Genomic DNA, 22,021 nt, shown 5'->3' with positions numbered 1-22,021 from the left:
AGGATCGGTCTCGTGACACACATCCTGTCTCGAGAGCGCATAAGAGAACCCGTCGGGTAGAGCGAGGAGCGACGAGACGGGCTACCGGCGTGCGGTTCAGTGGGCTGGTTCTTCGGCGGGAGCGACCATGTCCTCGATGCGCAGGATGAGGATGTTGTTGGTGTCGTCCTTGCCGTCGACGCGGCCCTCGATAACGAGTTTCGAGAGGGGCGTCGGGCCGACGATAACCGTGTCGTCCTCGTGAATCTCGCCCATCGATCCCTGCATGTGGATCTCGGCGCGACAGAGTTCGGGATGGTGGACGCTCGAGAGGTCTATCTCTTCGACGATGACGTCCTCGACGGGGTTCCCCTCGTGCTCGAGCGGAACGGAGGCCGGATCGTCCATCTGCTGGATCTCGAGGGCTTCGTAGGCGGCCGCGGTGGGTTTGTACCCGCCTTTGGGTCCTGGTACGCCTTCGACGAGTTGCAAGGCCTTGAGACTCTGCATCTGGTTGCGAATCGTCCCCGGATTTCGATCGACCTGTTCGGCGATATCCTCTCCTTTGATGGCGGCTTCCGACTCTTTGTGCAGATTCGTTAGCGCCCGGAGAATTTTCTTTTGGCTGGGGGTGAGTTCGATGGATGACATACTATATTGTTCGTAAGTGGGTTCCTTAAACCCGACGGGTGGGTTACGCTGTTTCCCTCAGATTCTGACGTTCGAGTCGGCTACAGTAAGGCGTTTTGTTTCGATAGTTGTCCGCAGTTCGTGACGGAATACTGATGATGAGCTGTTAGCTGTACCGCAGTAGGGCGGTTTTCGGCTCGTCCTCGTGACCACCCGATTGGCGACGACCGGCAGTCGCTCGAGCTATCGGCACGACTGAAACGAACTGCGCGATCGTATGTAAGGAGACGGCGAGCAGTGTCTCAGTGGCGAGTGTACCCCATCCTGCCCCGTCGTGGACCTACGTCACCCTCGGTAGCGTGAGGTCGAGACGGCATCAGCCAGCGGTTAGACGCGTCTAAAATCGGGCGTGGTCATGAATATTCACAGCGGTGGGCGTCTGAATGCGGCTCCCCTCCGGATAGTTGCGCGGAGACGATCCCTGTGCGCTATTGCTCGAGTTCCGGTGGTGCGGCGACGCGAACGTGGTGGGCGACGGATTCGGGGAGCGAGACGGTTCCCTCGCGACTGCTCGAGCGCGCGGTGACCATCCCGAAGGGGGCGACCTCGAGTATCTCGAGTTCGACGCCGGGTTCGACCCCGTGGTCGGCGAGGTACGAGAGGACGTCGGCGTCGCGGTCGGCGACCTCCTCGACGACCACGACGTCGTCCTCCTCGAACTCCGTGACGGACTTGCCCTCGGTTCGTTCGGGCGGTTCGAGGTCGGCACCGGGAATCGGTGAGCCGTGCGGGTCGACGGTCGGTTCGCCGAGGGCGTCCGCGACGCGCGCTTCGAAGTCTTCGCTGATGTGGTGTTCGAGTCGGTCGGCTTCCTCGTGGACCTCCGCCCAGTCGTAGTCGAGATGTTCGGTGAGGTAGGCCTCGAGCAGCCGGTGATGGCGGATCACCTCGAGAGCGACGGTTTCGCCTTCACCGGTGAGGGTGACGCCGCGGTACTTCTCGCGGTCGACGAAGCCGCGGTCCTCGAGTTTGTCGAGCATGCTGGTAACGGTCGGCGACGTGACGTCCAGCTCTTCGGCGATGGCCGACGTCTTGATTCGCCCGTCGGTCTCGCGTTGAAGCTGATAGATCGCCTTGAGATAGTCCTCCATCACGTCGCTCAGCATCATCGTACTCGGAATTTAGCCCCATCTAACCCTAAATCTGTCGCTGTCTCATACGGCGGGGAAAAGCCGGTAACGGGGGCGGCCAGCCGATCGACCGGACGCACCTAAGCGGGGTGGCCGCCGGTATCGATCGTCACGATCAAACCACGCCGTTTCGTAGGGAGCGTATGGGTACGACCGTCAGAATCATCGGTGCGCCGATGGACTACGGGGCGGATCGCCGCGGCGTCGACATGGGACCATCGGCTATTCGGTACGCGGGACTGGCCGACGGATTAGTGCACGCCGGCGTCGAACCGGTCGATGCGGGGGATCTCTCGATTCCGCGGGCGGAAGAGCGCGATCCGGACGTCGACCAGCCGAGTCGAGGAAACGCGAAATTCCTTCGCGAGGTCGAGGACGTCTGTACGCGACTGAGCGATCAGGTTGCGGACGCGCTGGCGGCCGACGAGTTTCCGCTCGTGTTGGGCGGGGATCACTCGGTTGCGATCGGATCGATGCACGGTTCGTCGCGAGATGCCAACCTCGGTGTGATCTGGTTCGACGCCCACGCGGACCTCAACACGCCGGAGACGTCTCCCAGCGGCAACGTCCACGGGATGCCCCTCGCCGCGACGCTCGGTCGCGGTGCCTTCGAGGAGATGGAGTGGGCTACCGCGCCGGGCGTCCGCGAGGAGTCGATCGCGTACGTCGGCCTGCGGAGCATCGACGAACGCGAACGGGAACTGCTCCGCGAGAGCCAGATGACGGCGTTTACCATGGCCGACATCGACGAGCGCGGGATGACCGCCGTCGTCGCGGACGCACTCGACGTCGCAACCGACGGTACCGACGGGATTCACGTCAGTCTCGACCTCGACTGGCTCGATCCCAAGACGGCCCCCGGCGTCGGGACGCCCGTCCGCGGCGGCGTCACCTACCGAGAAGCCCACGCCGCGCTCGAGACCGTCTCTCAGCGTCAGGAGACCGACGGGATCGTCCGGTCGATGGACGTCGTCGAAGTGAATCCGATCCTCGACGAAGGCAACGAGACGGCGACGCTCGCAGCCGAACTCACCGCGAGCGCGTTCGGCGAACGAATCCTCTGATCGGAACGGCCGTCGCAGGGTCGACAGCCGGACCGAGACCCCATTGCGTCATGAGAACACACATCACGTAGGTATCGGTTCCAACACCTTTGTATCGTAGTGTTTCAGATGAATAGGTATGACTGAAAACGTCGTCGTGCTCGGGGCCGGATATGCCGGTACCGGTGCGATCAACAAACTCCAGTCGGAACTCGGGGGCAACGCGCGCCTCACTTGGATCGCAGACGTCGACTATCATCTGGTTCTCCACGAGTCCCACCGCGTGATCCGCGACCCTGACGTCCGCTCGGACATCACGTTCCGCGTCGATCGGATCGCGGACCCGTCGACGCGGTTCATTCATGACGACGTCACGGGTCTCGACGTGGAGGAGCAAGTCGTCGAACTCGCCGACACCGACGACGTCGAGTACGACTACGTCCTCGTCGGACTCGGCAGCCAAACCGCCTACTACGGCATTCCCGGCCTCGAGGAGCACTCGCTCACCCTGAAGAGTCTCGATGACGCACTCGAGATTCACGAGGCCATCACGGACGCCAGCCAGGAGGCGACCCGCGGCGAACCCGCACAGGTCGTCATCGGCGGTGCCGGACTCTCGGGCATTCAAACCGCCGGCGAGATCGCGGAGTTCCGCGACGCCCACCGCGCGCCGATCGACATCCACCTCGTCGAGGCGCTCGATGAGATCTTCCCCGGGAACGATCCGGAGATCCAGCAGGCCCTACGAGACCTGCTCGAGGAGGCCGGCGTCCAGATTCACACGGACGACCCGATCACGGAAGCCAACGCGGAAACCATCGAGTTCGACGAGGGCGACCCACTCGACCACGACGTCCTCGTCTGGACCGGCGGAATCACGGGCCGCGACGCGATGGACGACGTCGACCTCGACAACGAGCACAACCGCGTCAACACGGCGGCCAACTTTCAGACATCCGACGAGCGCGTCTTCGCGATCGGCGACTCGGCGATCATCGATCAGGGAGACCAGCCCGCACCGCCGACCGCACAGGCCGCCTGGCAGGCCGCGGAGGTCGCCGGCGAGAACATCTCCCGTGCCATCGAGAATCGCCCGCTGAAGACCTGGGAGTACAACAACAAGGGGACCGTCGTCTCCGTCGGCGAGAAGGCAGTCGCCCACGACGTCGCGATGCTCCCTCTCGACACCTTCGGGGGCATCCCCGCGAAGAATCTCAAAAAGATGATCGCCGCCCGCTGGATCGCGGACATCACCTCCTGGAACCAGGCCCGCAAGTCCTGGTCGTCGCTGTAACCGTTCCCCGACCGGTTCCGACTTCTGGGGCGACCGCTTTTCCGTTCTATTCGACCCAACAGTGTCGCTACCGTCGCGCTGATCGCGGCTGTACGAGGAACAACGTCCGCTCGAGTTAGCGCTCGCTGTCGGCGGCATCTTCGTTTCCACTCCCGTCACCGTCGCCCTCCGTAGCGCCCCCGGTCTTCCCCGACCCCATCGGCTCGGCCGGAACGCCCGCAACCGTCGTGTCCGGCGGCACGTCACGCGTCACGAGCGAGTTCGCCGCGACGCGTGCGTCCGGGCCGATTTCGACGCCGGGGAGCACGATGGCCCCGGCACCGATCATCGCCCGCTCGCCGATCCGGACCTCCCCCGTCCGGTACTCGTCTTGCAGAAACTCGTGACAGAGAATCGTCGCGTCGTAGCCCACGATCGCTTCGGCTTCGACGGTGATGAGTTCGGGCCAGAACACGTCCGGCGTGGCCTCGAGACCCCAGGAGACGCCGGGGCCGACGGTGACGCCGAGCCGCCGCAACAGCCAGCGCTTGAGCCGGAGGCTCGGCGACGTCCGAACGAGCCAGACGACGACGTAGGAGACGGCGACCCGAAGTGGGCTGCGAGCGTCCGTCCAGTCCGCGAGCGAGTTCCCCGGCCCCGGCGTCGGATGGCGTCGAACACGGTCGTGTCGGGACGTCGTCTCGTCGGTCACTGGCCGGGGATAGGTCCTGTCACTACATGAAACCGACCGTTCGGAACGCGCCTTGAACTTCGATCAGTTCGACCCGTCCGCTTCGGAGTGGACCCTCCCGATCGGGGCGGAGTGTGATGCAGAATCAGCCCTCGAGGACCGCGTGCTCGGCCGTCCGTTCGCCGGGGCGGCCAACCCGCCGGCGAAACGCTTCGGCCGAAAGCTCGCAGCGATAGGCCGGTTTGTACATCATGTTCTCGCCGCCGGCGCGGACGGCTAACCCCGTCGCGACGTCCTCCCGCAGATAGTACTGCGCCCGTTCGTTCCCCGCCTTGACGTAATAGTCGCTCAGCCGGATCGGGTGGCGGTCGAACAGACCGCCGGGTTCGCGTCCGTCGACGAGGACGACCGGTTTCTCGAGGTAGCACTCGCCGTCGCGGGCGCGCTTCGTGTGGGCGTTCTCGGGGTGGGCCGCAAGGACGGCTTCGCGTTCGTCGCGAGGCATCTCGGGCGTGACGACGTCGACGCGATCGACGGTGAAATAGCCGATCAGGTAGCGGTGCGCGCGGTCGCCATCGGGTCGACGCAGGCCGGCGTAGAAGCCGACGACGTCGCCCGGTTCGAGCGCCCGGAGTCTCGAGACGTAGCCACTGGTGCGGTGTTCGCCGTAGGTTAACGCGGCGAAGTTCGGATCGCGGTGGAGGGGCCAGGACTCGAGGTCATCCCCGGAGACGGTCCGGTCGGCGTCACCGATCGGCTGGGGCGCGATTCGATCGGTGAGCGCCGCCGCGGTGCGGTCGCTCGCACGGAGCGTCCACGAGCCGAGCGTTTCGGTCTCGTCCGTCTCCGGGGTTTTCTCGGGGATCGGAACGTACTCGAAGCGCCCGTCGTCGTACAGCGGGGCGAGCGCCCCGAGATTCGTGCTGTCGGCGCCGACACCGGCGAGGACGACCGTCATTATCCGGTGATCTGGATGGCTGGAACGTAAAGCCGCCGGTCGCGATCGATCTGGACGGTAACTCGAGCGTACCGTAGCGGGTTCGAGCAGCGCGGTACCGAAGTGGGAGCGGTATCCGCGATAGTGACACCGGACGGATCGTGCTCAAGAGGATGACAAGCCGTTCCACCAAAACGTTAACGTGATATGACAGAATACGACGGGGCATGCCCGTCGACGGACAGCGATCGGTCGCGATCTGTCGGCAGTGCCAGAGCGCCCTCGCGGTACGAATCCTGTCCGACGGATCCGTCCGACCGATCGGGACAGGTACCCGGTGTTCCTGCGGAGGAGAGTCGTTCGAAATCATCGGGGACTCTCGAGAGCACGGGCGGTGATAGCGACGCGATCAGTGACGACGCTGATGGCGAAGCTACCGACGACGAACAGCAGTATCCACAGCCCTGGGACGCCGTCGATACCGTCTTCGAGAGCCGGTTGTCTTCTGGCAAGTCCCGAGGCGGGACCGATCCTTTCCCACGCCAGACTCGACCGACCCGATGTCGGTTTCGGCGTTCTCCTCGAGCGTGACCTCGTGCGATTACGCCTCCGGATCGCGTACGCAACGGCGTCGTCGAAATCGAGATCTGATCAGTTTTAATACAGGTGGCTGAGAGTTCACGTACGATGGCAACGGCCCAGAGGAACCAGGACGGACTCAAAGTAGCGATCCTCGGGCTTCAAGTGACGCTTCTCGGATTCGCTATCGACCCCGGCTACCCCCTCTTCGTGATCGGATTCACGGTATCCGCGTGCGGGTTTCTGATCGATTGACACCGTATCCGCCGTTTAGTCCCGCTCGAGGCGTTACCACTGCCGTTTCGAATCCCTCGACGGGGTAGGGGAAACTGCTCGTCGATTGTGGCTAATGGCCACGGAGCGACCGTCACGCAGACCGTTTCCATGTGACCTGGCGGATCTGCGGTACTGTATCGAAGCCGGAAATCGGCTTTTCGTACGCTCAGGGGTACGAGCCGCTAAGAGTTGAACGCGTAGATAATTTCGAGTGGGACCACGGTCGCAGCGAAACTGCTCCCTGATCTCCTCATATCGCAACGGTCGCTGTGCTCCCTCGCTCGTTACGTCAGAAAAATGGGACCGCCGAGAATTGAACTCGGGTCCTACGGACCCCATCCGCAGAGGATACCACTACCCCACGGTCCCGTACGTGAATCGATGGCCGTCTGCTGTTTAAGCGTGTCGTTTCAGATCGAGTGTACGCGGGCTACGTCCAGTCCGGACACACAGCGCTCGCTCAGACCAGCACGCGTTCGAGTGATACCACAGTCCCACGCTCTGCGTCCGGCTTCCCGACGTACTCTCCGAGACAGACGGCAGCTCCGTTGGGCGTGTAACAGGCGACGAGATCGCCCGTGGAAACGCCAGCGTCGATCTCGAGGACGCCGGGCGCGTACACCGGGGCACCGTTTGCCACCTCTCGAGCGGCGTTTTCGGCGATCGTCACGGACGGGATCCCGCCGAGGATCCGCTCGGCGGGATCGACGATCTCGGAGAGGGGTTCGGGATTGTCGTCCTCGAGCCAGAACGCGAGCGCGTCGAGGAACTCGTGAGCGTTGTACAGATCCGTATCGTCGAACGGACTCGTCGCCGACCGGCGCAAATGACCCATGTGGCCGCCGGTTCCGAGTGCGAGGCCCAGATCGTGACAGAGTTTTCGGACGTAGGTGCCGCTTTCACATCGAATGCGCAAGAGGAGCCGTCGCTCGTCGGTCTCGAGCACCTCGAGATCGTAGATTTCGCGCACGCGGAGGCGTCGCGACACCGCACTCTTGCGCGGTGGCTTCTGGTAGATCGGACCTTCGAACTCGGCGATGACCGACTCGGCGTCCGCCGGGACCGGGGCGTGACACTCGAGAACGGAAACGTACTCCTTCGAGCCCTCGAGAAAGACCTGTGCGAGGCGGGTCGCCTCGCCGAGCATAACGGGGAGGCAGCCGGTCACTTTGGGGTCGAGCGTCCCGGCGTGGGCTGCGTTATCAATCGACATGCCAGCGTCGCGCTCGGAAAGCGTCTCGTTGACGGCATCCCGCAACCAGCCGCTGATCTGGTGTGACGACGGGCCGGGGGGCTTGTCGAGGTTGACGACGCCGAAGGTGAGCAGTTCGGCGGGCGTGCGATCGTCCGGCGGACCGCGGAGACGGGAGCGCTGAGCCATCACGCTCAGAGCTCGTACTCGATGGAAACGACGGCCTGTCCTTCGTCGCCGTCAGCGTCGTACTCTCCGACGGCGGTCACGAGCATGTCGAGGACGGCGTCGGGATCCCAGCGAGCCGTGTTTATTGAGAGATCGTAGATCGTCAGATCCCGAATATCGATTCCGTAGTACTCCTGATAGCGTTTCGCTTCGCTCGCTTCGCGGGCTTTCGTCTCCTCGGTTGCTCGCGCTGGATCTTTCCCCTCCCGTTCGGCGATTCGTTCGCCACGAACACGCGGTGGTGCATCGAGCCAGAAACGGAAATCGGCCTGTTCGCCGGCCAGCCAGCCGGCCAACCGGGACTCGATCACGAGGTCGTCCCGCTCGATGGCGATATCTCGAAGCCGCCGGTCGAGGTCCCGATCGATCTGATCGTTTTCCTCGGCGAGTTTGTTGAACTCGAGCGGCGTATAGCCGCGTTCGTCCGCCAGGTCTCGAAAGATGTCACCGCCGCTGACGTGGTCGAGATCAAAGGTGTCGGCGAGCAACTCCGCAGTCGTGCTCTTCCCGCTTCCCGGCGGACCGGAGACGGTGAGTAACATATCCGAACTGCGCGGCGACCGGTAAAATGGGTTTTGAATCGTTCGACGGGCGAAAGACGGAACGAGTTGTGGATATCGTGGCTGCGATCTACGGAATCCCCAACACGTGTACAACGAGGGAGCGTCAGCACACGGACTCCGAGATCCCGGCCGATTTCAGGTTCCAGACGGCGTCATGTCGATGTTCAGTGCCTTGCGCAACAGCTGCGTAAAGCCCATCGAGCACAAGAAGTACCACACGATCCAGGCCGGCATCGGTCCGAGAAGTCCCGAGTTCCAGGTCGTTTCTCCGGCTATCGGCATGATTACGGTCGCTTCTGCACCGTCGATGCCGACGGTCTGGATCTTCCAGTACATCCAGAGGAACAGCGGAATGGTAAACAGCATGATCCACGCCATCGGGCGCAACTGCTCTTTGAACATTCCGAGGTTCTCGGCCATGGCCTCCATCTGCTCTTCGCGGGCCTCCTCGAGTTCGTCGTCGAGTCGTTCGAGTTCGGCCTCGCTGGCACCGCGCTCTTCGGCGTCCTCCTTGCGCTCGCGGACGTCCTTTTGTTTCTCCTGCATCGCCTTCATCCGCTCCTGATACTTTCCCATGATCTCGGGATTCATCAGGTTCGCCTGCAACAGCGTCGAGTACAGGCCGGTCAGCAGCGCTACGGACAGAATCACGGCGTAAAACGGCAACGCGGCATCGAGCGGACCCAGTACCATGTCGAGCGTCGAGCCGACCGCATCCCGGACGGACCCGATCCAGTAGCCGAACATCAACAGGAGCGAGCCGACACCGGCCAGTTTATCCCACTGTGACCACTTGGACTGTTCGGCGTCGATTTCGACGTCGGCGTCGTAACTCTCGCCGTCGCCGTCCCCGTCGAGTGCCTCGTCGTAGGCCTCGCGGTCGGCGATTTCGAATCCTTCGTCGCCGTCGACCAGTACGCCTTTTTCGATCAGACGACCCCATTGTCCACTCGACAGGGTATCGTTGACGTCGGCCCACTGGACCTCGCCTCCGTTCCTGTCGGCTTCCTCGCGAATCGCCTCGAGGGCGTCTGCCATCGAGGAGTCCTCGCGAACGAGACCGTTGATCTTCTCCGCTGTACGCGTCATCTGCTTGTGGCTAGGGCGCGTTCGGTATACAAGTGTTTATCTTCCGCGCTCCGCCGAATTCCGCTTTTTGCGATACGTGTCTACTGATTGCCCGGTTCCCGTCCGCAGCCGCCACGGAATTCGTCTCCCGCGACTGTTTACCGAATTCTCCCGGTACAAGCGTCCTGGCGCTACTGCTCTCGACATCTCCTCGTGGAACAGACCGTTCGTGAACGAATGTAAACGGTCTTGAAGTATTTGATCGGACGACTGTTTTCTTGTGAGTATTGTCGAGTAATCGCGTATGAGAGCGCCACGCGGGCACGAACCGAAGAGATCGTCGGGGAGGGCCCAGTCGACGTTGATCGGGGTCGTCCTGTTGATCGGAATGGTCGCTGCTGGGAGTTGTAGCATCCTTCTCGTCGGTGGAGCGGCCATTAACGGTGCCGAACAGCAATCCGAAAACGAGCGGGTCGAACAGGCGTTCATCGAGATGAGTCAGAAGATGACGGATGCTGCGGTAACCGACGACACCTCGAGATCGATCGACTTCGACGTCGGTGACCACGGCGCGATCACGCGGGAGGACACCGGAGCGATCGAAATCCGCGAGGCGAGTTCGAACGACCCGATCATCGACGATATCTCGTTCGGATCGATAGAGTACACGGGTAGCGACGGTTCGAAACTGGCGTACGAAGCGGGGGCCGTGTTCCGCGAGGAGGGAGCGGAAACTCGCCTCGTCTCCGCACCGCAGTTCCAGTACGACGAGGACAGCGACACGCTCACGTTCCCGATCGTCGACATCGCTTCCGGCGAACAGGACCTCGAGTCCGGATCGATCTCCTTCGGGAACCAGCGGATCGACTCCGAACATCGAGTCGAGGAGAACCAGCGAGTCGAGATCGAAGTAACGAGCGAGTACTGGAGCGGGTGGGAGACGTATTTCATCGAGGAAACGGGGGCCCCGTGGGCGGTGACGACCGAACCCGTCGACGGCACCGACAAAAAGTCGGTGACGGTAAACCTCGGACAGATCAGCCACCCGAGCGAGTTCTCACAGGCGGTGCGAGCGGGCGGTGATCTCAACTGGGCGGGTGGCGGTGCCGGTGTCGTGGAAGGGTCCGTCATGGCTGCCGGCTCCGTCGACGAGAGCGGTAATTACGAGGACGGCCACGAGGAAGGCGTAGAGCCGTTAGCGAACATCGACGACGAAATCGCGGCACGGATCGACGAAACGACGGACGACTACGACGAACTCGACCCCTCGAGTACGATCGAGAACGGGACGTACTACGCGGACGGAGACGTCTCTCTCGGCAACAACGTCGATCTCGCGAACGGTGACGTCGTTCTCGTCACCGAGGGTATCGTGACCATCGACGACGACGTCCTCGTCGAGAACCACGACGGCGAACACGCGTTCTACGTCTACACGTCGGGCGGTCTCGACGTGGCTAACAACGAACTGAAACCCGACGGTAGCGGCAAGAATCCGGCCCGCATTCAGGTGTACGGCGATTCGTCGTTCGAGTTTACGATTCGAGGGAACGGATACTACGAGGGGGTCGTCTACGCGCCGTCCTCCGGCGGGGGAAGCATGGTCGAAACAGCGGCCGGGAATCCGGACGTGTACGGCTCACTGGTCGGAGGATCGGTCGAACTCAACGGGAACCCGACCATCACTCACGATCCCGCGCTTTCCGATCTCGAGCCCAAAATCAACGAGCGCGTACAGGCACCGCCGGATCTGATCTACCTGAATATCACCAACCACGCTATCGACATCACGAACGACTGACCGACCGCTCGTTCTTGCCGAAATCAAGTCATCCGTTGAACTCGTTAAAAACCGTTCGCCACCGATCGAACGTCGTCCGCTGTCCCGTTGCTGGTAAGAGACGCCGCTTCTATTACGAGGGAGCGTTACGTCGCCGCGTTTTCGATCGTCGTCTTCACGTCCTCCCAGACCTCGTCAGGAGTTTGTTCGCCGTCGACGCGCTCGAGCACCCCCTCGTCCTCGTAGTAATCGATAACCGGTTCGGTGTTCTCTCGGAACACGCGCAGTCGCTCTTTCACCGTCTCCTCGGTGTCGTCGTCGCGCTGCTCGAGTCGCGCCTCGACGTCCGGGTCCTCCGGCGGGTTGTACTCGACGTGGTAGATGTCGCCCGTTTCGGGGTCCAGTCGACGACCCGTCAGCCGGTGAACGAGTTCCGCTTCGTCGACGTCGAGGTAGAGCACGACGTCCAGATCCGTCATATTCTCGAGTTCCTTGGCCTGCTCGAGGTTCCGCGGGTAGCCGTCGAGGACGAAGCCGTCGGCCTGGGAGAGCGCCTCGTCGACGATGGCGTTGACAACCGCATCGGGGACGAGTTCGCCCTGGTCCATATACTCTCGCGGCGTATCGTACTCCGTGTTCATCTCGGAGATATCCATCTCCTTGTTCGCACGAAGTGCGTCACCGGTGGTGATGTGCTCGAGGTCGAACTCGTCGGTGATCTTTGCACTCTGGGTCCCCTTTCCGGCCCCGGGTGCACCCAGGATCAGAATTCGTGGTTGTGCCATACCCCACCCTTGATCGGCGTCGCATAAAGGCTTAAAGAAATGGCCACATCCAGTCGTGTATGACGCGTTTCGACGCAGCCGATCCGGCGGACCGACGAAAACTGTACGTCGATGCCATCACGGCCCACCGCCAACGCGGGAGCGGGTTCGTGACCCTCGAGGTCGACGACGGCGCGCTCGCGACGGCCGACGACGAACCGGCGATCGACGGGAGCGAAAGCGCCGCTGACAGCGAGCACGACGCTCCCGACTCCGAACTCGGCGCGCCGTGGATCCAGTTCGGCGACGGACTCATCAACCTCGACTGTACCGATACGGAACTCGAGTCGCTCAAGTCCGTCCTCGGGGAGTTTCCGGCGTTCAAGATCGACGAGATACGTCGTCCCGACGATGCCGAGGGCATCAACGTTCACGTTAGCGCGAAGGCGGATCCGAATCGGATCGCCCAGTGCCTCGATGCGATATTTCGCCGAGTCTACGAACTGCCGTCGGAATTCCGCGTCTGGGTCGTCGAACTGTAGTCCCGGCCACCACCCGACTCGAGACCGACGAATCGGTTCGGTCGTTACTCGATAGAGAGTTCGCCGCTGCCGTCGTCGTCCCCACCGTCGCCTTCCTTCCACTCGAGTTCGAATTCGAGGCCGAGTTCGCCCGGCCCGTCGGGGGCCGAACTCGACGTTTCTCGCTCGGCCTTGACCTCGAAGGTCGGCCGCGCTGGTGGCGTCATCGTCACCGATTCCCCGCCGGCTTCGAGGGAGATCGGACCGTCGCCCTCGAGTGTATCGGCGACGGAACGGAGGTAGTCTGCGATTTCGTCGCGTCCCATGCGCCGTTCGAATTTGAAGAGAACCTCTTCTGGCATACGTAACCTTCGGGGTGACTGATATAGAACGTTTCGCCGAGCGATCACGGGATGCTTTCGGAACGCGTTTCGCTTCGAACGCTGTAACTCGAGCGCGGTATTCCTCGGGGTTGATCGATGTATTCCGTTTACGGACACTACGATTCGCCTGTCATTCGCGTTGCGCGCGCGAGCGATACGATCCGCTACGCGCCGCCAAATCAACGACCGTGACACGATCCCGTCGTTTTCCATCCGAACACGTTCGCCCTCGAGCGGTTTTCACGCGGTAATCTGTCCCTCCGGAGATACGAACTCCGAGCTGCAGCGATAGAAAAAAGGTTCTCGACTCCAAGCGGATGGTGAGGGACTGAGGAGTAGTGGCCCTGTGGCACTGGAATAGAACGGTGTTGTTCGCGGGAGTGATCCCCTGCTGAAACGGGTCCGTTGGAACCGTTTCCAAATAGATAAGTGCCCCCGGCCATCATCCTCCGAAATATAAGCGGTTTACAAACGAGGTGAACACAATCTACAGCGCACTTACGACTCCGATGCAGGTAGCGCGGACGCGTGTTGACATCTTCGAGAGCATCTTCCTGGTGTTCCTCGGACTCGGCACGCTCGTCGGTGTCGTCGTGATCGCATACACCTTGTACAACGCGTACAAGTACCGCGATAACGACGACGCGAAAGCCGACGATTCGTTACCTACGGTCGGGGAGTTACCGACAGGCGGAACGGGTGGAAAGAAACTATTCCTATCGTTCGGAATCAGCGCGATCATCGTTATTTCGCTGGTTATGTGGACCTACGGGATGCTCCTCGTCGTGGAGGACCCGTCGGACGACTTCGAGGAAGATCCGGTCGAGATCGAGGTCGTCGGCGAGGGCTTCGCATGGCATTTCGAATACGAAAACGGTGCTGAAGGAACGAGCACCATGCGCGTCCCGGCGGATTATCCGGTCGAAATCAGGACGACTTCCGGCGACGTCTGGCACAGCTTCGGGGTCTCGGACTTACGTGTGAAAGCGGACGCCATCCCGGGCGAGTACGACGAGACGTGGTTCGTCGCACCCGAAGCTGGTCAACAACACGAGATCAAGTGTTACGAACTCTGCGGTGACTTCCACTCCGGCATGACCGGCACCGTCGAGGTCATGGAACAAGAGGAGTTCGACCAGTGGCTCGCCGAACAGCTATACGTCGATATCACGCTCGAGAATGCGGACGAAGAGCCGCTCAACGAGACTGGCGCGCTCGAACTCGAACTCGTCCACCAGAACAACGACGAGTACGAGGAGGACCTCACGTACACGTACACCGAGGACGACTTCGAAAACGGCTCGATCTCCATCCAGGACCTCGAACAGGGCGGCGAGTACAATCTGACGATCGAGTTCGAGGACGAGGAGTACGAGACGATCGAAGAAACCCTCGACGTCACCAGTCCGGCAAGCGAGACCTACACGGTCGAAGAGCCGAACGCGGACGCTGAAGGCGATGAAAACGGAACTAACAACGAAACGGACGATGGCGGTGAGGACTCATGAGTGATCTTCCACCAATGACGTCCATCAAGCGGTGGTTCGTTACGACGAACCACAAGGACGTCGGGGTCCTCTATCTGGCGACGGCGCTGTTCTTCTTGCTGTTCGGCGGCGTCCTCGCGTTAGTGTTCCGTGCACACCTCTGGGAAGCCGGCGGTACGGGTCTCCTTTCGGGGAACGAGTTCAACCAGGCCGTCTCGACCCACGGGTTGTTGATGGTTTTCTGGTTCCTCTCGCCGTTCGCAGCCGGCTTTGCGAACTACTTCGTTCCGCTACAGATCGGGGCGGACGACCTCGCGTTCCCTCGAATGAACGCCCTGAGTTACTGGTTCTACCTGTTCTCCGGAATTCTCATTGCCATTTCGTTCTTCCAGCAGGGCTCGTTCGCCGGTGGCTGGACGATGTACGCCCCGTTGAACGTGCCGACGTATACGCCCGCGATGGAGGCGACGACCGGCGGTAATGCGACGGTTCTCGCCTTGTTGCTGTTCGTCTTCTCGATCACGATCGGGACGGTGAACTTCCTCGTCACCATCCATCGCTCCCGTGCGGAGGGACTCGGCCTCTGGAACATGCCGATGTTCACCTGGTCGTGGCTGCTGACGGTCTGGATGATGCTGTTCGCCTTCGCCGCGCTGCTCGCCGCACTGCTGTTGTTGTCGATCGACCGCATCTTCCTGACGCAGTACTTCGCGACCGACCAGGGCTCGGGCCTGCTGTGGGCGCACCTGTTCTGGTTCTTCGGCCATCCGGAGGTGTACATCGTCTTCTTCCCCGCGCTGGGGATCATGTTCGAGACGTTCCAGACCTTCACCGGTCGGCGACTCGTCGGTCGGAAATGGGTCATCATCGCGATGGTCCTCGTGGCCGTCCAGTCCTTCCTGGTCTGGATGCACCACATGTTCCTGACCACCATCAACCTCGAGATCACGACGCTGTTCATGGCGACGACGATCGGGATTTCGCTGCCCTTCGACCTGATGGTCTTCGCGCTGATCTACACGATGGTCAAGGGACGCGTTCGGTTTACCACGCCGTTCCTGTTCAGTCTCGGTGCGCTCGTCCTATTCATCCTCGGCGGAATCACCGGGGTCTTCCTCGGAGCCGTCGTGCTGGACTACGAGTTCCGTGGCACCTACTGGGTCGTCGCCCACTTCCACTACGTGATGGTCTCCGGAGTAACCGCGCTGATCGCGGGCCTCTACTACTGGTGGCCCAAAATTACCGGGAAGATGTACTCCGAGACGCTGGGAAAACTCAACTTCGCAGTCTACTTCATCGGGTTCAACCTGCTGTACTTCCCGATGTTCCTCGCCTGGGAGACGCCGCGTCGCGTCTTCAACTACGGTGAGGGAATGCAGATCTACCACCAGATGGCGACCGTCGGGGCGTTCGTCCTCGGCTCGTCGTTCCTGATCATGTTCTTCACGCTCGCAAAGAGTTGGGTATCGGGTCCCGACGCCCCCGATAACCCGTGGGAGTTCTCCCGAACCGCCGAGTGGGCGATTCCGTCGCCCCCGCCGCTCGAGAACTGGGACGGCCGTCCGAGCTACGCCAGCGGTCGCCTCGAGTTCGTCGACGACTCGGCGGCCGCCACCGACGGCGGTGTCGCCACCGGACACGCAGAGACGACGACGGAGTCCGCTCACGAAGACGTACACGCGGATCACGCCAGCATCTGGCCGCTCGGCATCGGTCTCGGGACCTTCGTGTTCTTCCTCGGGCTGACGGGGATTACCCCGTACACGGTCAGCTTCGCGACGGAACGCGGTCTCGAGGGCGTCGGAACCGGAGCCGAGACGAGCATCCTCTATCCGGCCCTCATCGCGGCCGGACTGGCGATCCTCGCGGTCACCCTGTTCAAGTTCGGCGTCGAGGAGTTCAACGCGCCGGAGATGCCCGTTGCCGAACGCTGGCCGTTCGAGGGCGTCGGCAACACCAAGATGGGCGTCTGGGTGTTCCTCGCCTCCGACGTCGTCGTCTTCGGTGCCGCGATCGGCGCGTTCATCTTCATGCGTATCCACACCGGCTGGAGCGAGTGGACAACGGTGCCGTTCGCCTCCTGGCCCGGCCTGCTCAACACCTACATCCTGCTCACCTCGAGCTTCACGGTCATCCTCGCGCTCGTCTTCGCCGAGCGCCAGAACAAGAAGGGACTGCTGACCGCGATGGGTGCGACGCTCTTGCTCGGACTCGCGTTCATGAGCGTAAAGGCCTACGAGTACAGCGTCAAGTTCTCCCACGGCGACTACTGGTGGAACGGCATCGAGTACTCGATTTACTTCGTCACCACGGGACTCCACGCGCTGCACGTGATTCTCGGATTGCTCGTCGCCGTCTTCATGATCTACCGGATCATCAGCGTCGACGCCTATCTCGAGGACCACCGTCCGGTCGAGTTCTTCGGACTCTACTGGCACTTCGTCGATATCGTGTGGGTGTTCCTGTTCCCACTGTTCTACCTGATGTAGCGCTCACCCGCTACGCGGGTTCCGTTCGCGTTTTTTGCTCCGTCGCCGCTTCGCCACCTCGAGCAACAGATAGCCGTCCGCTCGGATCGTCATCGCAACCAGTTTTGACTCGGTGCAGCTATCGATTCCTCGAGCACACGGCGTTCGTCCTCGGTCCCCGTCGACGGTGGTACTCGGAGATCGGTCGTGTCTGCGACCCGAGGACCTGCTCGAAACGCCTGCTCTAACGGTCACCGTTGTCCGTCTCTCGAGCGATCGACCGCGCCGTGAGGAGCGATCCGACACTGACGGCGAGGACGACGATCGACACTGCGACGATGACCGGTCCGCTGAACGCCGGCGTGGCTCGAGGGATCATCGCGCTCGTCTCGTCTGCACCCCCGCCAGTTGTCGGATCGATGTCGCTGTGGGCCGCGACGAGCGAATCAGTGGCGGCTTTCGCATCGACGATCCCGTTCCCGTACCGAACATCCGTCGCCGGGCCGTTCGTCGGTGCACCCGTCTGTCCGGGTTTCCAGGCGGTCTTATACAGTGCCGTCGAGATTTCCTCGGGGGTCGCGTCGGGTTCGACCGACAGCATCAGTGCAACCGCCCCGGAGACGTGCGGCGTCACCATCGATGTCCCGGGCATGGCCCGATAGTCGCCGCCGGGAACGGTACTCACGACCCCGACGCCGTGGGCCACGACGTCAGGGGCGACGTACGATGACGGCCACGACGACGGCGCTGATTGCCAGTCGCTTCGGTTGATCCACTCGCCACCGGAAAACGAGGGGACTGCACCGCTTTCGTGGACCGCACCGACGCCGATCGAATCGTAGACGTTCCCCGGCGAGTCGGAGGTCTCCACGCCGTCGTTACCGACCGCCGCCACGACGACGGTACCGCTATCCACGGCGTTCCGTACCGGATCAATCAACTGTCGATGTCTCCCAGCAGACCCGAGGCTCATGCTGATCACGTCGGCGTCTTCCTCGAGCGCCCATTCCACACCGGCGATGACCTGTGCGAACGAGCCGCTCGTATCGCTCAAAACGAGTCCGTGGAGCAGCTCTGCGTCGGGAGCGACGCCGATCTGGGTGGCCGTTGCCGCGCCACCAGCGACGGTCCCGCTGACGTGCGTTCCGTGCGTTCCGGTGTCGTGGGGCGTCGATCCCTCGATGCGATCGCCCGTCGCATCGAACGCCGCCCAGCCGCCCGGATACGTCGGGTCCGACGGGTCGTCCGTCGCGAGTTCGAGGTCCGGATGGTCGGCGTCGATTCCGGTATCGAGGACCGCAACCCGGACGCCATCGCCGCGTGTATCGTACGCCTCCCAGACGTCGGGTGCGTTTAGTAGCTCGACGCCTCGCGTCGGTTGCTGTGCCCGGATTTCGGTTTCGCTCTCGACCCCCGACGTTGGTCCCGATCGATCCGTCGTGTTCACCACCGGCTGCTCCGGTACGGTGAGTTCGAAGTTCTCGTGGATCGCCTCGACCGCCGGAAATTCCCCGAACGTCTCGAGTGCCACCCGGTCGGTGTCGACCTCGAGCAACACGGCGTTGGTCACCCAGAACTCCGTTTCGACGCTGACGCCGGGGGTCGAGTCGACGTACTCGAGCACCGGTGCCTGCGTTTCATCAGCGTGATCTTCGAGTCGTTCCTCGGATCCGGTCTCGGTTGCGGAGTCCGGAATCGTCGCCTCTTCGAAGCGAACGACGACCTCGAGGGTTCCGTCGGCCGACTCGAGCCCATCGCCAATCTCGATCGACTCACCGCCGTGGTCGTGAAACTGGCGTGTGGGGACCTCGTTCCGAACGCTCTCGGGTTCTGACCCAGCGGTGACAGCGACGACCGGAACCGAAAGCGACGTCACGAGCAGGAGACAGACGAAGACGACGCAGAGCGTACGGTTCACTCCCTCACTCGCGTTCGCGAGGCGGACCGCCATGATACGTCAACTGGGCAGTCACCAGATGAAGAGATTCTGGCTCACTAACCTGTTCTGTCGGCTTCGGATTCGGTTCGAATCGAACGCAACCGCTGAGAGCGGCTAGCCGGCGGTTGCGGAGAACTCGTCGCGTTACCCGACGTGCGAACCGGAGGGCTTCGGTGCTTTACCCGGCCCACACGAGCGCGTAGAGGAACGTAAACACGAAGTACGTCATAAAAACGGTCACGGCTGCCTTCACGTGGAACGTCAGGAGATCGAACTCCTCGTCTTCACGTTCGTCCTCGAACGCCGCTCGTTCGTCGTCGGTGAGCTCCTCGGGATGAGACACGCCGAGATGATACGTCACGTACCGTTCGGAGCGAAACGGCCGCTCACAGTACGGACAAGTCGTCGCGGGCGTCTCGTCTGCCGGCACGTCGTACTCGTACTCCGTGACGGTCTCCGGATACAACTCGAGGTCGAGAGCCGGTCCGACAGTCATTCGTTGGACGTGCGTTGTGGCGGCCCGATAAAGTGTGTATCGGTGTTCGGGTAGTGAACACTCCACCGATCGAGACGGCGACGGTCAGTCGGGAACGTACACCGCTGCCATCGAGGGAAGCGAGACGAGGTAGAGGCTCACGACGGTAAAGAGGATCATGATGATAATGAAGGGGTACTGGCTCCGAAGCGCCTGTAGCTTTCCCGGGAAGAGTTCGAACGAGACGGAGTGGGTGATCCAGACGGCGAGCATGTGTCCGAGCAAAATGCCGGTGATTTCGACGTACCCGAACCACGACGTCAGCGCGTACTGGGTCGGATTCTCGGGTGGGTTCAGCGGTGCGGCCATCGTATCGAGAAGCGACGGCCACAGCGAGATCGAGAACCCGGCGTAGTGGGCGAAGTGGTAGCCGGCCGCGATCGCGAGCAGCGGCGGCGCGAATCGAATGGCGAGATACCGGTACGAGAGGTACGTCTCGGCGCGACGTCGGGTCCGGGCGGCGGCGAACCAGTACACCTTCCAGAAGAGTGCAAACCCGGCAAGCAACAACCCGAGGTAGATGAGCAAGGGTGGTATTCCGATACCAACGAGCGCGTCGACGGTTCGGACTCCCGGCGACGTGACGATGAATCCGCTGTAGGTCAACTCCCAGACGAGCACGAGGATGAACGCTACCCCGGAGACGTCCGTGATGACGTCGTCGTCGCTGAGCCTCGATCCCGGATAGCACACCTCGAGGCCGTCGTCAGTCCGCTGGATGGGCGCAACCGAACCGTAGAGGCGAAACCAGACCGAGATCGGATCGCCCTTCCGAAACCACGTTTCGGGGGTAAACGCGATCGCACCAGCCATCGTGAACGCCGAATACGCGAGAATAGCGGCCACGAGCGCGCGTGGGGAGCTACTCAGCGGTGCGACCAGTTCGGCCCAGATGAGCACCAGCAACGACCCAACGGCGGGCCAGGAGCCGAGCCACGGTGGGTAGGTAGCGTATCCGTTCGGAAGCGCGCTCGCGATCCGTCGCCACGGGTTGAGCGCGGGCCACGGGTTGCCGACGGTGTATGCGACGATCGTCAACAGCGCCCGGCCACCGACGAACGTCAACAACACGGCTGCGCTGAAGTTTCCGATCTGCGGGCCGACGAGGCCGACGACGATAACGAACAGGAGCCCAGCGATCCCGAGCGTGCCGAGCAGTAACGATCCTGCCTCGCGGAGCCGTTCCACGGAGAAGCCAACCGCGTCGTCGTGAAAGCTTCCGATGACCCCGCGGTCGGTCATGAGCATAGTCAACAGCGCCGAAGCGCCGATAACGCCGGCACCCGTCGCGAGATACAGCCACGTCGGAACCGACGTATCACCGCTTTGCTCCGAAAGACCGACCGCGACGTTACTCGCCGCGACCACGCCGGCACCGACGGCGAGCGTCACGAGGACGAGGGCGGTGGCGATACCGGTTCGGCGGGCGAGAGCCGACCGTCTACTCATTGCTCGAGTCTTGGTCTATGGCCCCATTTACGTGTCGTTTTACCCGACGGAGAACCCGATGATGTTCGGCGAGCGGGCCACGTGAGCGGTCTCATCGAACCCCTGCCACCGATCGTATGAGGAAGGTATAAGTGGCCGTCATCCCCATTGTAGATCAATGGCTGAAGTCCGGACATACGCCCTCATATACGTGGTACTGATGTCCCTCGGCACGGGTAAGTTCGTATTCTTCCACTTCGACGAAATCTTCACGTATCAGGTAGCGATAAGCGCGACGATCGTTCTCGCGGTGACGAAGGCGCTCCTGATCGCCGGCTACTTCCAGCACCTGCGGGAAGAGCCACGTTCGATCACCTATATGATGGCGACTGCCGTATTCATGGTGTTCCTGCTGACGATCGCAGCGGGCTACTCCATCCAGTAATACCCGCTCTTTCTTCCGCGTATCCGGGCGTTCTACTCCGCGTTCCTTCTACCGGTGATTCGGTTCGACGCCTGAATCGTTGCTCCTCGAGCGAGCACGCCGACGAACGGTGTGTCTCGGTCGGCCGTAACTGGGACGGACTGGGGCCGTCCGCAGAGTTGGTCTCGTCGAACACCGGGACGGGCTTCGCTCGTCGACCGCACTCGAGCCACCGGTGCTGCCGGCACCGACTGCGAGACGCTAGTAACAACTGAAGCGGTTCACACACGGATCGCACGAGGGGAGCGCGGTTCGGAGCGAACGGAGTGAGTAAGAACCGCGGGAACGCGAATAGCGTGGGATCGGAGATCCCGCGAACCATGCGAACGGGCGTACAGCGGCCGTGAGCAGACGGCGAGCCCTGAGAGCCGTGGAACAACGGGGGAGCGAGAACCGCAGCTGCGATTGGTGTGCAGTGACTACTGTCGTCTGTTCCTATTCCAGCGCACCGATCGAACGAACGGACCTCCGACTCGAAGCCAGTTTTCACCGCCGTTGCGAGGTTCGGATAAATATCTGAAACGGGAAGCGGTTGCCGAACCAAACCAGCGATGAGTGCGTGCTTGTTTGGTTCCCATGCTCA

20 protein-coding genes and 1 tRNA gene are annotated in these 22,021 nt (G+C 62.2%); 8 read left to right on the top strand and 13 right to left on the bottom strand.

All coding sequences use genetic code 11. From position 1 onward, the window contains the following. Positions 1–96: 96 nt before the first annotated feature. Together DWB23_RS20300 and DWB23_RS20295 are read right to left on the bottom strand one after the other, a co-directional pair. Complete coding sequence (locus DWB23_RS20300) at positions 97–630, bottom strand: Rrf2 family transcriptional regulator (RefSeq protein WP_121744606.1); 534 nt, start codon at positions 628–630, stop codon at positions 97–99. Positions 631–1,097: 467 nt separating this feature from the next. Further along, a complete protein-coding gene (locus DWB23_RS20295) occupies positions 1,098–1,778 on the bottom strand; it encodes a metal-dependent transcriptional regulator (RefSeq protein WP_121744605.1) in 681 nt (226 codons plus the stop codon). 164 nt (positions 1,779–1,942) lie between these two features. On the opposite strand from DWB23_RS20295, the gene rocF reads away from it, so the two are divergent. Both rocF and DWB23_RS20285 read left to right on the top strand, forming a co-directional pair. After that, positions 1,943–2,863, top strand: coding sequence for an arginase (gene rocF / locus DWB23_RS20290; RefSeq protein ID WP_121744604.1), 921 nt, complete (start codon positions 1,943–1,945; stop codon positions 2,861–2,863). 118 nt (positions 2,864–2,981) lie between these two features. After that, a complete protein-coding gene (locus DWB23_RS20285; protein WP_121744603.1) occupies positions 2,982–4,136 on the top strand; it encodes an NAD(P)/FAD-dependent oxidoreductase in 1,155 nt (384 codons plus the stop codon). 115 nt (positions 4,137–4,251) lie between these two features. On the opposite strand, the gene DWB23_RS20280 is transcribed toward DWB23_RS20285, so the two are convergent. Continuing rightward, complete coding sequence (locus DWB23_RS20280) at positions 4,252–4,827, bottom strand: acyltransferase (RefSeq protein ID WP_121744602.1); 576 nt, start codon at positions 4,825–4,827, stop codon at positions 4,252–4,254. A 124-nt stretch (positions 4,828–4,951) separates the two neighbouring features. After that, the gene (locus DWB23_RS20275; protein WP_121744601.1) at positions 4,952–5,764 is read right to left on the bottom strand and encodes an Nmad3 family putative nucleotide modification protein; all 813 of its coding nucleotides are present in this window, start codon (positions 5,762–5,764) and stop codon (positions 4,952–4,954) included. A 666-nt stretch (positions 5,765–6,430) separates the two neighbouring features. On the opposite strand from DWB23_RS20275, the gene DWB23_RS23205 reads away from it, so the two are divergent. Beyond that, entirely contained in the window at positions 6,431–6,577 is a 147-nt protein-coding gene (locus DWB23_RS23205) for a hypothetical protein (RefSeq protein WP_162989885.1), read from the top strand. Between the two features lie 319 nt (positions 6,578–6,896). On the opposite strand, the gene DWB23_RS20270 is transcribed toward DWB23_RS23205, so the two are convergent. From DWB23_RS20270 to DWB23_RS20255, 4 genes are all read right to left on the bottom strand, one after another. After that, a tRNA-Pro gene (locus tag DWB23_RS20270) sits at positions 6,897–6,967 on the bottom strand. Positions 6,968–7,058: 91 nt separating this feature from the next. Continuing rightward, positions 7,059–7,979 (bottom strand): RNA-guided pseudouridylation complex pseudouridine synthase subunit Cbf5, encoded by a 921-nt coding sequence (locus DWB23_RS20265; protein WP_121744600.1) that lies wholly within the window; start codon positions 7,977–7,979, stop codon positions 7,059–7,061. Positions 7,980–7,984: 5 nt separating this feature from the next. Next, entirely contained in the window at positions 7,985–8,560 is a 576-nt protein-coding gene (gene cmk, locus DWB23_RS20260) for a (d)CMP kinase (protein ID WP_121744599.1), read from the bottom strand. A 156-nt stretch (positions 8,561–8,716) separates the two neighbouring features. After that, positions 8,717–9,670 (bottom strand): DUF106 domain-containing protein, encoded by a 954-nt coding sequence (locus tag DWB23_RS20255; protein WP_121744598.1) that lies wholly within the window; start codon positions 9,668–9,670, stop codon positions 8,717–8,719. A gap of 283 nt (positions 9,671–9,953) precedes the next feature. On the opposite strand from DWB23_RS20255, the gene DWB23_RS20250 reads away from it, so the two are divergent. Continuing rightward, entirely contained in the window at positions 9,954–11,450 is a 1,497-nt protein-coding gene (locus DWB23_RS20250; RefSeq protein WP_162989884.1) for a DUF7289 family protein, read from the top strand. A 125-nt stretch (positions 11,451–11,575) separates the two neighbouring features. Here the strand turns inward: DWB23_RS20250 and DWB23_RS20245 are convergent, their stop codons facing one another. Then, positions 11,576–12,214: an adenylate kinase gene (locus DWB23_RS20245; RefSeq protein ID WP_121744596.1), complete on the bottom strand. Its 639-nt coding sequence runs from the start codon at positions 12,212–12,214 to the stop codon at positions 11,576–11,578. Between the two features lie 59 nt (positions 12,215–12,273). Here DWB23_RS20245 and DWB23_RS20240 point away from each other — a divergent pair, with 59 nt between their 5' ends. Further along, entirely contained in the window at positions 12,274–12,735 is a 462-nt protein-coding gene (locus tag DWB23_RS20240; protein ID WP_121744595.1) for a hypothetical protein, read from the top strand. 44 nt (positions 12,736–12,779) lie between these two features. Here the strand turns inward: DWB23_RS20240 and DWB23_RS20235 are convergent, their stop codons facing one another. Continuing rightward, on the bottom strand, positions 12,780–13,076 hold the full coding sequence (locus DWB23_RS20235) for an amphi-Trp domain-containing protein (protein WP_121744594.1): 297 nt from the start codon (positions 13,074–13,076) through the stop codon (positions 12,780–12,782). Between the two features lie 530 nt (positions 13,077–13,606). Here DWB23_RS20235 and coxB point away from each other — a divergent pair. Next, entirely contained in the window at positions 13,607–14,605 is a 999-nt protein-coding gene (coxB, locus tag DWB23_RS20230; RefSeq protein ID WP_121744593.1) for a cytochrome c oxidase subunit II, read from the top strand. Beyond that, positions 14,602–17,073, top strand: a complete 2,472-nt coding sequence (locus DWB23_RS20225; RefSeq protein WP_121744592.1) for a cbb3-type cytochrome c oxidase subunit I — start codon at positions 14,602–14,604, stop codon at positions 17,071–17,073. Before coxB ends, DWB23_RS20225 begins: the two co-directional genes overlap by 4 nt. A 223-nt stretch (positions 17,074–17,296) precedes the next feature. Here DWB23_RS20225 and DWB23_RS20220 read toward each other — a convergent pair whose 3' ends face one another. The 3 genes from DWB23_RS20220 to DWB23_RS20210 form a co-directional block, all read right to left on the bottom strand. Beyond that, positions 17,297–19,003 carry a S8 family serine peptidase gene (locus DWB23_RS20220; protein WP_121744591.1) on the bottom strand — a complete coding sequence of 569 codons (1,707 nt, stop codon included), beginning with the start codon at positions 19,001–19,003 and terminating at the stop codon, positions 17,297–17,299. Between the two features lie 166 nt (positions 19,004–19,169). Next, positions 19,170–19,487 carry a DUF7410 domain-containing protein gene (locus tag DWB23_RS20215; RefSeq protein ID WP_121744590.1) on the bottom strand — a complete coding sequence of 106 codons (318 nt, stop codon included), beginning with the start codon at positions 19,485–19,487 and terminating at the stop codon, positions 19,170–19,172. An 84-nt stretch (positions 19,488–19,571) separates the two neighbouring features. Further along, entirely contained in the window at positions 19,572–20,975 is a 1,404-nt protein-coding gene (locus DWB23_RS20210; RefSeq protein ID WP_121744589.1) for a hypothetical protein, read from the bottom strand. Between the two features lie 157 nt (positions 20,976–21,132). On the opposite strand from DWB23_RS20210, the gene DWB23_RS20205 reads away from it, so the two are divergent. After that, the gene (locus DWB23_RS20205; protein WP_121744588.1) at positions 21,133–21,399 is read left to right on the top strand and encodes a cytochrome C oxidase subunit IV family protein; all 267 of its coding nucleotides are present in this window, start codon (positions 21,133–21,135) and stop codon (positions 21,397–21,399) included. The last annotated feature ends 622 nt before the right edge of the window (positions 21,400–22,021 follow it).

Origin of the sequence: Natronorubrum halophilum (assembly GCF_003670115.1) — an archaeon.
Classification (GTDB): domain Archaea; phylum Halobacteriota; class Halobacteria; order Halobacteriales; family Natrialbaceae; genus Natronorubrum; species Natronorubrum halophilum.
The sequence above is the reverse complement of the archived record's forward strand: the minus strand, read 5'-3'. Positions and strand labels throughout refer to the sequence as shown.

What these genes read in the sequence shown, in the direction of transcription:
- DWB23_RS20300 (WP_121744606.1), bottom strand. Translation starts at nt 630, where the DNA reads ATGTCATCCATCGAACTCACCCCCAGCCAAAAGAAAATTCTCCGGGCG.
- DWB23_RS20295 (WP_121744605.1), bottom strand. Translation starts at nt 1,778, where the DNA reads ATGATGCTGAGCGACGTGATGGAGGACTATCTCAAGGCGATCTATCAG.
- rocF (WP_121744604.1), top strand. Translation starts at nt 1,943, where the DNA reads ATGGGTACGACCGTCAGAATCATCGGTGCGCCGATGGACTACGGGGCG.
- DWB23_RS20285 (WP_121744603.1), top strand. Translation starts at nt 2,982, where the DNA reads ATGACTGAAAACGTCGTCGTGCTCGGGGCCGGATATGCCGGTACCGGT.
- DWB23_RS20275 (WP_121744601.1), bottom strand. Translation starts at nt 5,764, where the DNA reads ATGACGGTCGTCCTCGCCGGTGTCGGCGCCGACAGCACGAATCTCGGG.
- DWB23_RS23205 (WP_162989885.1), top strand. Translation starts at nt 6,431, where the DNA reads ATGGCAACGGCCCAGAGGAACCAGGACGGACTCAAAGTAGCGATCCTC.
- DWB23_RS20265 (WP_121744600.1), bottom strand. Translation starts at nt 7,979, where the DNA reads ATGGCTCAGCGCTCCCGTCTCCGCGGTCCGCCGGACGATCGCACGCCC.
- cmk (WP_121744599.1), bottom strand. Translation starts at nt 8,560, where the DNA reads ATGTTACTCACCGTCTCCGGTCCGCCGGGAAGCGGGAAGAGCACGACT.
- DWB23_RS20255 (WP_121744598.1), bottom strand. Translation starts at nt 9,670, where the DNA reads ATGACGCGTACAGCGGAGAAGATCAACGGTCTCGTTCGCGAGGACTCC.
- DWB23_RS20250 (WP_162989884.1), top strand. Translation starts at nt 9,954, where the DNA reads ATGAGAGCGCCACGCGGGCACGAACCGAAGAGATCGTCGGGGAGGGCC.
- DWB23_RS20245 (WP_121744596.1), bottom strand. Translation starts at nt 12,214, where the DNA reads ATGGCACAACCACGAATTCTGATCCTGGGTGCACCCGGGGCCGGAAAG.
- DWB23_RS20240 (WP_121744595.1), top strand. Translation starts at nt 12,274, where the DNA reads ATGACGCGTTTCGACGCAGCCGATCCGGCGGACCGACGAAAACTGTAC.
- DWB23_RS20235 (WP_121744594.1), bottom strand. Translation starts at nt 13,076, where the DNA reads ATGCCAGAAGAGGTTCTCTTCAAATTCGAACGGCGCATGGGACGCGAC.
- coxB (WP_121744593.1), top strand. Translation starts at nt 13,607, where the DNA reads ATGCAGGTAGCGCGGACGCGTGTTGACATCTTCGAGAGCATCTTCCTG.
- DWB23_RS20225 (WP_121744592.1), top strand. Translation starts at nt 14,602, where the DNA reads ATGAGTGATCTTCCACCAATGACGTCCATCAAGCGGTGGTTCGTTACG.
- DWB23_RS20220 (WP_121744591.1), bottom strand. Translation starts at nt 19,003, where the DNA reads ATGGCGGTCCGCCTCGCGAACGCGAGTGAGGGAGTGAACCGTACGCTC.
- DWB23_RS20215 (WP_121744590.1), bottom strand. Translation starts at nt 19,487, where the DNA reads ATGACTGTCGGACCGGCTCTCGACCTCGAGTTGTATCCGGAGACCGTC.
- DWB23_RS20210 (WP_121744589.1), bottom strand. Translation starts at nt 20,975, where the DNA reads ATGAGTAGACGGTCGGCTCTCGCCCGCCGAACCGGTATCGCCACCGCC.
- DWB23_RS20205 (WP_121744588.1), top strand. Translation starts at nt 21,133, where the DNA reads ATGGCTGAAGTCCGGACATACGCCCTCATATACGTGGTACTGATGTCC.